This window comes from Rhizobium sp. P1_B8, assembly GCF_056406515.1.
Genome location: NZ_JBFTZZ010000040.1, coordinates 51,609 through 63,927, shown reverse-complemented (window position 1 = coordinate 63,927; position 12,319 = coordinate 51,609). Strand labels below are relative to the sequence as shown.

At 54.9% G+C, this 12,319-nt stretch carries 6 protein-coding genes and 1 pseudogene; 6 read left to right on the top strand and 1 reads right to left on the bottom strand.

The window, feature by feature from the left end; genetic code table 11:
- A pseudogene (locus AC1D2N_RS32630) lies at nt 1-238 on the bottom strand (ribosome small subunit-dependent GTPase A); the annotation flags it as partial.
- 680 nt (nt 239-918) lie between these two features.
- Between AC1D2N_RS32630 and AC1D2N_RS32625 the strand changes: the two are divergent.
- From AC1D2N_RS32625 to AC1D2N_RS32600, 6 genes are all read left to right on the top strand, one after another.
- Nucleotides 919-1,278: a hypothetical protein gene (locus AC1D2N_RS32625; protein ID WP_130719538.1), complete on the top strand. Its 360-nt coding sequence runs from the start codon at nt 919-921 to the stop codon at nt 1,276-1,278.
- Nucleotides 1,268-4,837 carry a calcium-binding protein gene (locus AC1D2N_RS32620; protein ID WP_018517708.1) on the top strand — a complete coding sequence of 1,190 codons (3,570 nt, stop codon included), beginning with the start codon at nt 1,268-1,270 and terminating at the stop codon, nt 4,835-4,837. Before AC1D2N_RS32625 ends, AC1D2N_RS32620 begins: the two co-directional genes overlap by 11 nt.
- A gap of 40 nt (nt 4,838-4,877) precedes the next feature.
- A complete protein-coding gene (locus tag AC1D2N_RS32615) occupies nt 4,878-5,546 on the top strand; it encodes a hypothetical protein (RefSeq protein ID WP_018517707.1) in 669 nt (222 codons plus the stop codon).
- 9 nt (nt 5,547-5,555) lie between these two features.
- Nucleotides 5,556-9,068: a calcium-binding protein gene (locus tag AC1D2N_RS32610; RefSeq protein WP_018517706.1), complete on the top strand. Its 3,513-nt coding sequence runs from the start codon at nt 5,556-5,558 to the stop codon at nt 9,066-9,068.
- Nucleotides 9,069-9,149: 81 nt separating this feature from the next.
- Complete coding sequence (locus AC1D2N_RS32605; protein WP_018517705.1) at nt 9,150-10,916, top strand: type I secretion system permease/ATPase; 1,767 nt, start codon at nt 9,150-9,152, stop codon at nt 10,914-10,916.
- Nucleotides 10,913-12,238, top strand: a complete 1,326-nt coding sequence (locus AC1D2N_RS32600) for an HlyD family type I secretion periplasmic adaptor subunit (protein ID WP_018517704.1) — start codon at nt 10,913-10,915, stop codon at nt 12,236-12,238. Before AC1D2N_RS32605 ends, AC1D2N_RS32600 begins: the two co-directional genes overlap by 4 nt.
- Nucleotides 12,239-12,319 lie beyond the last annotated feature (81 nt).

Below are 12,319 nucleotides of genomic sequence, written 5' to 3'. Positions count from 1 at the left end.
AGTCGCCGACCGCGTAGTCACCAGTATTGGTATTGGATGGAAATTCCAGTCCGACCGGCCCGGTGACATCGATTGCCTCGATGCGTGCCCGGTGAACGGAAGCGACGCGTCTGGGGATCAAGTCAGCTTCGCTGGGCTGGACCTGGTCCGCGAAGAATTCTGACCACCCAAGCAGTTCCAGCGGCGAAGAAAGTTGGGAGCTGGTCAAATCCTGTTCCACATTCGTTAAGGCTGCCATAAAGGGTTTTCAATGATCTTCCGCGGTTTCTCGCCTAGCTGCGTGGATGATCCCGTTTTGGCAACGAGGTTGCGTAAGCAGCAGCTTCGCCGGGGTAGGGGAAATCGTCCCCGAGCTGACGGTCGCCATCGTAGACTTTGAAGCTGGGCCCTTCAACGAGGCACGCGGGACAGCGGCGATCCGGGGACAGACAGCGTTTTCTTCCAGACGGATCAGCACAGAACAATGCACCTAGCAGTCGATCGATGGTCTTAGCAAAGTTCGGGTTGCAATTGTGTATAGTGCTCGCTAAGGTAACATATTCCTGGTGCGCGTAGCCGAACGGTAGGGCCTGGAGCAATACGCACTCTGTCAAATCCAAGGTTAAATCTCGATCACGGGGTACTTCCAACCAATGAAGACATTGTTGACGCTGGTTATCGTCATGGCGGCGTGTACGGCATTGATTTCCACAAACACAGATTGATTCCTGCCCTCTTTTCTGGCATTCGAATGCAACCGGGATATACATACACTTCGCAGTCTGCTGCGTTCAGGCCGGAGATAGAAGGCTACGGAGCCGAGAGTCGGCCTGCCGCCGCGTTCGCGCCTCCGTCATGGTGTGACTTCCACGATTGTTAAATGGCCACGGGGTAACGACGTCGCGTCGCAACTTGTAACGCTTGGGTTCCGGAAGTGTCATGTTTTCATCTCGTCACCATGCATTTGTTGTCGCTGCTTTGGTTCTAATTGCATCGTTTCTCACAAGTATAGAAGCGATGGCAACAGCAAAGCATACTGAAGTTGCGGATGATCCTCGAAGCTTTGCTCGTAGTTTAGTCAATTTTGGCGCAGTCGAACCAGTATTTATGTACTGCTGGGCAGACATACTTTACTTTGACAATTATAGAAGCGCAAGCTGCATCGAAACTATTGCTAGGCTTAGCATCATTGCTAGAGGCATGAGTATAGTTCCGCTTTCCTCACGGGACCGGAATTCGCTCAGGTTGGTTCTTGAAGAAATAGATATTTACTACCGGGAGAAAAAAGATGGCAATTGATGATGTTTTTAACAGTATTACGTTTACAAACTTCTCTACAAGTGAGGAGAATGAAATAAAAGTCGCCTTGGCTATTATTTATAGTTCTGGCAAGGGCGAGACTTTGCTCGAGGAACTCGCGAGAACGCGAACTGTAAACTATGTTAACAACTACGGGTACGGAAATAAGCACATAGTCGTCGATGGTAAGGATTTCGTTGGCATCGACAAAGAAGAAATCGAAGAGCATTCGTTCATTGATGATAGAGGGAAAGTGTTCGCCTGGGAGTTCGTGGACATCGTTCTGCATGAGACTATCCATGCTGTGAAAGGATTCGATGACAATGTAGCGAGCAACTATGTCACGCTCGGGTGGGATTATGTTGGAGACGTTGTGAGGCTAGAGCGTGATATAACGGCCGAACTCAACATGGATGTTCGGAATAGTTATGAAGCCGTTCTGAAAAATATCGACTTAGCTTCAATAGGAGCAACGGTTGGGCAGAGTCTTACTTTCGGCCGTCAAGTTGATCTTGTGTTGTCGGATATCAAACCCAAGGATGCTGAAGACATAAACGTGTCAGATAGGGAGGCCCCTGTTCTCGTTATTGGTGGTCATGGAGACGACTCGATCCGTGGTGGCAAGGCGGGCGATTTCATTTACGGAGGCGTAGGTCAAGACAGGATAATAGGCCATTCGGGGGTGGATATTCTGTTTGGTAACGATGGAGATGACGTTATTATCGGTGGAACCGGCAACTTCGGATCCATCGAGGCCGGACTTCTGTCTGGCTCATTCGACAAGCGTACGTCGACGAGCGACAACGGCGCGGACTACCTGACTGGCGGCGCGGGAAACGACAAATTCTTTGTTGATGGCTTCTGCGGGTACGCGAGCGCTTTCCAATATGACGCCCAGATCCATGATTATTCATTTAACCAAGCGGTGAGAGGGACGTTCGACGTAATACGCGACTTTTCGCCCGGGGATAGTATCTACGTCACGGTGGAGAACGCGGATTGGATGAGAATGGAGACGGTTGCATTCTCCGCGTTCGCCTTGCAAAACGCGGGCTTTGCTTACGGAAATAAGGCGATTTACGTCGCCACTACCGGCACGTTTTCGCTGAGCGCCGCTTACGACACGTATTTTGATGAAAGCCTGCAGCAGTCAATAACTGTGCTGTTTTTCTTCGAAGCGGAATTGCGCACCCCGATTTTTGGCCTCGAGTATCATCTCCCGACTTTGCAACAGGGGTCGGCTGGCGACGATACCCTGATAGGGACAGCCTGGAGTGACGAAATCAGCGGCGGAGATGGTGATGACGCGCTGGAGGGTGGCAACGGAAGCGATGAGTTGACAGGCGGGAAGGGTAGCGACCTTCTTGATGGCGGAGGCGGCAGCGATACCTATCACTACGCAGAAGGTGATGGCATCGACGTAGTCGCTGATGCGGGTGATAGCTATTCTAAAGATTTCCTTCAATTTTCCGACTTGAATTTCCGAGATCTCACTTTTTCAAAATCGGGCGATGACCTCCTGATCGTCGCTAATGATACGTCGGAGAGCATCAGGCTTCAAGGGCAGTATCGGGGCGCCAATGAAGCTCAGGGTATTGAAATCATCCAATTCGCCGGGGGCGGTAGATTTGAACTGGACCACGCCATCGATACGAACTGGATCACAGGCTCGTCCGGCGCAGACAGTCTTCAAGGTGCTTCTGGAAGAGATTACATGATTGCCGGAGAAGGCGCTGATCAAATCAGTGGTGGCGCAGGCAATGACTTTTACATTTATCGCAATGGCGACGGTAGCGATACCATCGATGATGGGTCGGACTCTCAACAAGCGCCCGATGTCCTGCAGCTCATCGACCTTTGGAATTTTCAGGTAACATTGGAGAGGGACGGGGACGATCTTCAAGTCATCACGGCGAATGGTGACACTATTATCGTAAAGAACCAGTTCCGCTCAGACAGCATCTATTCGGGTATTGAGCGAATCGAGTTTGCCGACGGGAGTGCGCTCGGTTTGACCGACATCATGGCTATGTTCCCTAACGTCACCGATGGAACCGACGATGATGATACCCTTGTAGGAACAATTCGAAACGACGTGATGAAGGGCTTTGACGGCGATGATCAGTTCGATGGTCTCCTTGGCGACGATGTCCTTGATGGTGGTCTCGGAAATGATTTCCTTAATGGCGGCGAGGGGAGCGACGTTTATCAATACGCGGCCGGGGACGGCAGTGACACCATCGCAGATGTGGCCATCAACGTTGGCGAGGCAGACGTTCTGCGTTTCTCGGACCTCAACATTGGCAATCTCACGTTCAGCCGTGCCGGGGAGGACTTATTCATAACGGTCAATTCGACCGGACAGGTCATAACTGTTGAGACGCAGTATTATAATGCCGGTCAAGGATGGGCCTTGGAACGACTTGAGTTTGCAGACGGCACGTCGCTCCAACTCGACCACCTGCCGGACACCAATTGGATCTATGGTACGGCGGCCTCCGAGACCATCGATGGCAACTGGGGCAAAGATTACATTACCGCGGGCCAAGGGGACGACATCATCAACGGCAGCGCTGGTGGCGACGTCTACATCTACGCTAGCGGCGACGGCAATGATCTCATTAACGATGAGGTCGGCTTCACCGACGCCGCGGATGTTTTGAGATTTACCGATTTGAACGCTTCCGATCTGTCGCTTGCTCGGCATGGCGATGATCTCGAGCTGACAATCGTAGCGACGGGCAATGTGGTGACGCTCAAGGGCCAAATGTTTGAAGATCCGGGTGACTGGGGCGTCGACAAGATCGAGTTCGCGGACGGCGCCTCATGGGATCGCGACGCTATCTTGGAAAATGGCTATAATGCAGATGACACCATTACAGCTCTGGGAACAAGCGGTGATGACGTCTTAAACGGGACCTCGGCGCATGACCTTTTCTGGGGAGGCCAGGGTAATGACTTCCTCTTGGGGGGCTATGGCGGCGACACCTACCTCTACTCGGTTGGAGACGGCAGTGACTACATCGATGATGAGGCGAATTCGCCCTATCAGCTCGATGTTCTGAAATTCATCGATCTGAACGAGGAGGACATTAGCGCGGTCCGTGATGGCGTAAATCTGAAGCTGACTGTGCTCAGCACGGGGGATACGATCAACCTTGACGAACAGTTCTATTCCAGCACTCAGTACTGGGGCATTGAAAAGATCGAGTTCGCTGATGGCTCTTTCTGGGACCGGCGTGACATCCTGAGCATCGAGGAAAGCGGAACGAACCTGTCCAGCAATCAGCTGGTTCAATCTACTCGGGCAAATGCGACCGAGGATGATGGCCTACCTCAGGAGAACGTTATCCAGTTTCCTGAAGCAGGTCTCGAAGTAAATGTGACGAACCATGATCTTCCTGCCTCGGCGTTCAACCAGATGGGAAGTACTTCAGCAGATGCCGACACCGCCTCGGCGGAGATCATATCGCTCAGTGATTTCCTGAGCGCCGCGGAGCACATGAATACAGCTACCGACCTGTGGTACGAGCCGGAGCCCATCGGTGCGGTCATCTGAATCATGGGGCGGTCTTGAATCCATTAGTAGGCGCGTTCCCATGGCGATGGCTATTTTAAGCAGGTTGCGCGCCACCATTGTGGCAGCCTTGGCTGCCCTAACAGCTAGCAGTTTCTCTCCTGCGTCGGCGAATGAGCTGCTTCCGCTCGAAATCGGCGGAGTCTCATTTTCCATCGATTTGCGAGGCGGGTTCTACATCCAAGCCCAACAGCTTGGTAATGATTCTTCCTTCCGCAAAAACACAGGCGCGCCAACGGCTGATGAACTCGCCCAGCTGAGACGGCGCGACGGAAAGAATGGGCGCTTATCGGCAACGAGGGTCGGATTCGATCTTCAGGGAGACTGCTATACCCTGGCGAAACAACAGCTCTTCTGTAAGCTTTCAGGGCCGTTTCAGGGAGAACCCGTAGCAATAACGGGCTTTGATGTCGCCACCCGCCCCGGCAGCTACTCGCCGTTAAAGGAGTGGTTTTTAAGCAGCCGCCTCATTTCGCAACCCGGTGATCGTTGGCGCGTGGAAGTCCTGACAGGAAAACAAAAAGATGGCCTGGCCTGTTTACCAAACTGGCCAACGAGTTGCGATTACTACCTGCTCGTCGACGGACGGGTGTTGGTTCGAGTGGGGCTGCACGTCAAATCCAAGAATCTGGAAATAATCAGCTCCATCGAGAGTGCAGCGCTCGAACTTATTCGATTTTATATGAAATAGGGGGATCAGATGGCGTACCAATTTACGGGCAGCGAGCTTTCCGCATTGCAAAATGCATATAACAATGCCGTAGCGGGCGGCAGCTGGGCGACAGTCTATTCGACGATCAGCGCGTCAATTTCCACCAACGGGCAACCCGAGGCTGGAGTTGATCAAGCCGTTCTGTCATGGGTGAACGGCGCGCAGCAGGTCAATGCGGGGGTCGGTGACTTCTCGCATTTCATTCGTCAGTATTCGACGGCGCAGTACGTCTTGCGTTTCGGCGAAGCATCGCAAACCTCGCTCCAGGTGGTATCGGACGCCGTTGCTCGCAGAGTTGCAGACGACATCTTGTCCACCGGAGAACTTCCGTCTCTTGCCGTGATCGGCAGCCGTGATGCCGGGGAGACCATTGCGCTTTATTTCAACAACGACAAGGGCGGATGGTCAGGCAACTCTCTCTTTATGTTCCTCGGCGACGACTCTTTCTTCCGAGACAGCATCCTCCACACGACGGATGCGAACGATCCCGCAGCGGGTGATCCCTATGACTTTTGGACTTTCGTCGGCAGCAGCATGTACGCGTTGGGAGGAATAGAAGACCTTATTGATCTCGCAAAGCAGGTCTATCAGACGATGGCTGCTAACGGTGTAGGCGTGCTGGGGACCTTTACCACCGTTTTTAAGGCGATGTGGGATTCCGATGCAATGCTCCACCAAGCCTACGGGCTCTACACCCCGAGTATCCTCAGCAGTTATCAGCTGGATCTCGGAACGCAAAACCATAACGACGAGATCAATCTCGATAATGACCATCAATGGCTGTCCTCCGGAGGTAAAGGGGATGACACGATCATCGGCGGATCGCGCGGCGATATTGTCGACGGCGGTCTGGGAACGGATGTGCTGCAGGGAGGTGGGGAAACGGATGTCGTCGTTGGAAACGCCGGAGATGACGTCCTGGTCGGCGGAAGACTGATCAACATCAACCGCAACACGTCAATAGACATGACCACTAATCACGCCGAGTGGAATGACGGCGCCGGCGACGAACTGCGGGGTGGCTTTGGGAATGATCGATATCTTGTTCGTTCAACCGAAGGTGACACCTGGGATTGGGCATCCCTCTACGATTTTGACGATCAAAAAGCCAGTGAACTGCTGAATATCATCGACACGATCGACGAAACGTCAGGTGATGGTGTCGGTGAGATTTTGATACAGATGGAGTATCCGTCTCAGGAGCCGGAGCTCCAATTTCAGCAGGTAGCCGTGGCGGGTAGTTATACTTTTGCCAGCATGGACCAGTTCGACCGGGTCGCTTACTATTATAATGGGCAGAATTCAGTCGCTCTTTATAATGTGACTGACGAATTCGGCGAATCTATTCCCTACCTCTTCGTCTTGGCCGGTTATCCGCCGAGCCCGGTAGTCGCGATCAAAAATTTCTATCAGGGCGATTTCGGCATCGTTCTGAGCAACTATGATCGTGAAAGACCCGAGCAGGATTCGAGCGACATCGGACAGGACTTTCACGGCTCAGCCACGGCAGATGTATTTCACGGCGGTGCCGGCAGCGATTCTGCAGATTATTCTGGGTCTGACGACGGGGTCGATATTAATCTAAGCGTTGGAACAGCCGCCGGAGGGTTTGCGGAAGGCGACACACTGCTCTCGATCGAAAGGGTAACCGGATCGAACTATGGGGATCATATTACGGGCAATGATCGTGATAATTTCATTTCCGGCGGCGATGGGGACGACGTGATTATCAGTGGTGCTGGCTTCGACTATTTAGACGGCGGCAGCGGCGACGATCAGATTACCATCGGCTTGGGCGACAAGTTGGTCGATGGAGGTGCAGGGACAGATCTCGCCGTGTTCGGGTTTAACCGCGATCAATATGCTGCGGCGCTTGACGGGGGATTCGTCAGCATCATCGGGTCCGGGGTGGACGTCACCTTCTCAAATGTCGAAGTTCTACGGTTCGCCGACGGCGATGTGCTCGTCGACGAACTATTTGGCACCGCGATAGTGGGAACGTCGGGAAATGACATCCTGACCGGCACGACCGGTGCCGATGTAATGGAGGGCCTTGATGGCGACGATGAGTTCGACGGGCTTGTCGGTGACGATCAACTCTACGGTGGTCATGGCAATGACTTTCTCAACGGCGGCGAGGGTAGCGACGTCTATCACTACGCTTCGGGCGATGGAAACGACACGATATCGGACGTTGCCATCAATCTTGAGGAAACAGATGTGCTGCGCTTTTCCGATCTTAACCTAGGCAGTCTCACCTTCACCCGCTCCGGCGAAGATCTCTTCATCACGATCAACGCGACCGGCGAAGTGATTACGGTTGAAACGCAGTATTACAGCGCCGGCCAGGGATGGGCGCTTGAGAAACTCGTTTTTGCCGATGGCACTTCGCTCGAGCTGGACCACATGCCGGACACCAACTGGATCTACGGGACGACTGCGTCCGAAACCATCGATGGAAATTGGGGGAAGGACTACATTTTCGCAGGCAAGGGCGACGATATCATCAATGGCAGCGCCGGCAGCGACATCTACTTCTATGCGAGCGGTGATGGAAGTGACGTCATCAATGATGAAGTCGGCTTCACCGATGCTGTCGACGTCATCAGGTTCAGCGACATCGATTTCAACGATTTCTCAATCAAGCGTCACGGCGATGACCTCGAGCTAACAATCGCAGGGACGACCGATGTGATCACGCTGAAGGGCCAAATGTACGAGGACCCCGGCGATTGGGGTGTCGACAAAATTGAGTTCGCCGATGGCACTTCGTTGAGCAGGGCAGCCATCATCCAACTTGGGCTGAATGCCGAGGATACCGTCACGGCTCAGGGAACGGCCGGCGAGGACACCCTCACCGGGACGTCGGCGCACGATCTTATCCAAGGCGGGCACGGCAATGACTATCTATTTGGCGGATACGGTGGTGACACATACCTCTATTCGCTGGGCGACGGCAGTGACTACATCGATGACGAGGCCAACTCTCAATATCAGACCGATATTCTGAAGTTCACCGACCTCAATCAGAGCGACATCGGCGCGGAGCGTGACGGAGTAAATCTAAAGCTTACAGTTCTGAGCACCGGTGACAGCATAACATTGGATGAGGAATTCTATTCCAGTTCTGAATATTGGGGTATCGAGAGGATTGAATTTGCAGATGGCTCCTTCTGGGATCGCAATGCCATTCTGAGCATTGGAGAAGCAGCGGCCTCAATTCCAAACCCAATTTCAGCTCCTAAGCACGGACCACTCCCATTTGATGGCACGATCGCTTCGGCGGAGGTGCTTGCCTTCCCCGGCTCAACCCTCGAGGTTCCGATTGCAGATCACGGGCAATCCGCGGCGGCAGCTGGCGAGGGCGCGGGCTCCATTAGCGCAACTGAGGTTGCGACCGCCGAGATCATATCCTTCAGCGACTTTCTTGACGCTTCGGAGCACGCTGACGCGGCTGCCGACCTCTGGTTCGAGCCGGAACCAATTGGGGCCGTTATCTGAGGCAGCCCGAACGTCTCGGGGAGTGGCTGAAAAACACTTCCCGGGCGGATATCCTCTAAACAGCGTTGAAAGCAACAGCAAATGTGGGACGTTCGCAAACACCTGCGCCGGGCATGGGTCGAGGTCATCTTCTTCTCGATTCTGATCAACCTCTTCCTGCTCGTCCCGTCGATCTACATGATGCAGGTCTACGATCGCGTCTTACCCTCGGCGAGCATACCAACCCTTGTCTATCTCTCCTTGATTGCGCTTGGAGCGCTGATCTTCCTCGCGACACTGGACGCTGTCCGTGCTGTCTATTGCCAACGCGTGGCGCTGTCTCTCGACAAGCATTTTGGAGAAGATGCGTTCATCGCTTCGATCAGTTCGCCGAAGGCGGCGATGGGTGACATCCAACCTTTACGGGACCTCGCCACCACACGTTCCTTCGTGGCGTCTAAAGGCTTGGCGAACCTTATCGATCTGCCGTTCGCGCCGATCTTCGCGGTCATTCTGTACTGCATTCATCCGGTGCTGTGCCTGGTGACGGTGGCAGGCGCGGCGGTGATGATCCTGATGGTCGTCGCCAGCCACTACGCAACGCGCAGCGCGGCTGGGAAAGCGCAGGAGGCGGCCGTCGCCGCGAACCTCCTCGCCCAGGCCTTCACTCGCAATCGGGAAACTGTTCAAGGCATGGGGATGATCGGTCACGTCACCGAAAGATGGGGAAGGCGATTTGCGGATGCTGCAAATCTCCAGGACGGCGCGTCTGCGATCAATGCCATATTCGCCGGCTCCTCGCGCACGTTGCGTATGGTTCTACAGCTTGCAATCCTGGGGACCGGTGCAGTGCTGGTCTTGCAAGGGCAAATGACAGCGGGGATGATTTTTGCGTCATCGACGATATCCGGTCGGGCACTGCAGCCGATTGATCAACTCGTCGCCGGCTGGCGTCAGATCGTCGATGCAAGAAAAGCCTGGAAGCGTCTCGGATCGGTGATCGCCAGCGGAAAGGGACATCGGGCCGATCGACTCATTCTTCCCGAACCCGAGGGGCGGCTGACGGTCAAAAATCTATTCTGGGCACCAACGCACGCCCGTGCCGACACCTCGGCCGCAATCATCAAAGACGTAAGCTTCGATCTGAAGCCGGGCCATGTGCTCGCGATCCTTGGTCCAAGCGGCTCAGGAAAGTCATCTCTGGCAAGGTTGCTCGCGGGCGTGGCCGAGCCGACCGGCGGTACAATTGCGCTAGATGGTGCTGATTACCCGACGTGGGACAGGAAGCAGCTCGGCGGCTATATCGGCTACCTTGCTCAGGACGTTCAATTGCTGCCCGGATCAATCGCCGAAAACATTGCTCGATTCGATGCCGGTGTCTCGGATGCCAACATCACCGAAGCTGCATCCCGCGCACAGGCTCACGCGCTGATCACCGGTCTCAAGCAGGGCTATCAAACCACAATGGAGGCCGCCGGTGGTTCGCTCTCCGGTGGGACGCGTCAGCGAATCGGGCTCGCCCGGGCGTTTTTCGGCAACCCAAAACTCCTGATTCTCGATGAACCGAATTCCAATCTGGATGCCGAGGGCGAGGCCGCGCTGGAGAGAGCTCTTCTTCAGGCCAAGGCCGGAGGGACCACGGTGATCATTGTCACACATCGGCCAGCGATCGTCCTCAAATGCGATAAGGCGCTGGTGCTGCGCAACGGTGCAGTCGATGCGTTCGGACCGGCGTCTGAAATTCTGCAACGTCTCTCGGGCGCGAAACCCCGCCCGGTCAATGCAAACAGAGTCTCGGTCAGAAATAAGTCCGAAACCGCCGACGCCCCGGAAAACCGTGACGCCGGCCTTGTTGAGAGCACGGCATGACAGTTTCTACCGAACGTTCAAGTTGGACTAGCACGCTCCGGCCCTCTGCCCGAATCCCAGCATTGATTGGCTATGGTGCTGTATTGCTGATGGGAGGCACCCTAGGCCTATGGGCTGCCTCAGTGCCAATTTCGGGGGCAGCGGTGGCGGCCGGAACGATCGCGGCGGCGGGGCGCAACATTCAGATGCAGCATCTCGAGGGAGGGATCGTCCGTTCGATATCAATCCGCGAGGGTGATGCCGTGCGCCGCGGTGACACGATCATGGTGCTCGACGACACCGCTGCTCGTACCCAATTGAACAGGCTTGCAAAACAGTGGCTCTCTTTGTGCATCCGGATCGAGCGTCTGGGGGCCGAGCGCGATGGCGCAACCGTGCTGGTTGACACCCTTTGCGGCAAGCGATTGCCTATCGACGTAGATCCGCGCGAAATCATTTTGGAGGAAGAGAAGGAATTCAACGCCCGTCTTGCCCGTTTCCGGTCGGAGCAGACCATACTCGAAGAGCGCCTTGACCAGCTTGACGAGACCCTCACTGGCTTGGGTGAGCGGAGAGCTGCCGTCCATAAGCAGGCGGAGGTCATAAAGGATGAGCTGCGGCGCAAACAGTCCCTAGTCGAACGGGGGCTGATCAATCGATCAGACTACACGGAACTCTTGCGCATAGATGCCGATCTCTTAGGGCAAACGGCCGCTATCGCCTCCGAGCAGGCAACGACCGGTTCGCAAATCGCCGAAGCAAAGGAGCAGGTAGAACGCCTACTAACCCAGCGCACGGAAGAAGCCGTTACGAAACTCAATGAATCCAAGAACTCGCTGCGCGACGTGGAAGAGCAACTCGCGGCTTCTTTCGCGGTCTTGGAAAGGACAGTGATCAAGGCGCCATCTGACGGCATCGTGGTCACGTCGGCGTACAACGTCATCGGCAACGTCATCGGACCGGGTGAGAAGATCATGGAGATTCTCCCCACCGCAGACCGACCGCTGGTCGAGGCGAGACTGCAACCGAAGGATATCGACGTCGTCCATTCCGGTCAGCAGGCGCGGCTCCGATTTACGGCCCTCGATGCCCGCCGGACCCCAGAGGTCGAGGCGGTCGTACAACAGGTGTCAGCCGATCGGCTCGTCGATCAGGCAACGCAGCAACCTTATTACAGGGCTCTCCTCGAGATAAAGGAAAGCCTACCGACTGGCGTCGCCAAGGATGATCTCCATCCGGGCATGCCTGTCGAGGTATTTATCAGCACAGGAGATCGGACGTTTTTCGACTACCTGATCAAGCCGTTGCGGGATTCCACGAGCCATGCCTTTGTCGAAGATTGAATTTAGCAACGTTTTTTGCTGCTGCCGCTTGGAATAGTGCTTCGCCGATCGCCAACGCATGCTCGCTCCGGCATCAGAAAG

What these genes read in the sequence shown, in the direction of transcription:
- AC1D2N_RS32625 (WP_130719538.1), top strand. Translation starts at nt 919, where the DNA reads ATGTTTTCATCTCGTCACCATGCATTTGTTGTCGCTGCTTTGGTTCTA.
- AC1D2N_RS32620 (WP_018517708.1), top strand. Translation starts at nt 1,268, where the DNA reads ATGGCAATTGATGATGTTTTTAACAGTATTACGTTTACAAACTTCTCT.
- AC1D2N_RS32615 (WP_018517707.1), top strand. Translation starts at nt 4,878, where the DNA reads ATGGCGATGGCTATTTTAAGCAGGTTGCGCGCCACCATTGTGGCAGCC.
- AC1D2N_RS32610 (WP_018517706.1), top strand. Translation starts at nt 5,556, where the DNA reads ATGGCGTACCAATTTACGGGCAGCGAGCTTTCCGCATTGCAAAATGCA.
- AC1D2N_RS32605 (WP_018517705.1), top strand. Translation starts at nt 9,150, where the DNA reads ATGTGGGACGTTCGCAAACACCTGCGCCGGGCATGGGTCGAGGTCATC.
- AC1D2N_RS32600 (WP_018517704.1), top strand. Translation starts at nt 10,913, where the DNA reads ATGACAGTTTCTACCGAACGTTCAAGTTGGACTAGCACGCTCCGGCCC.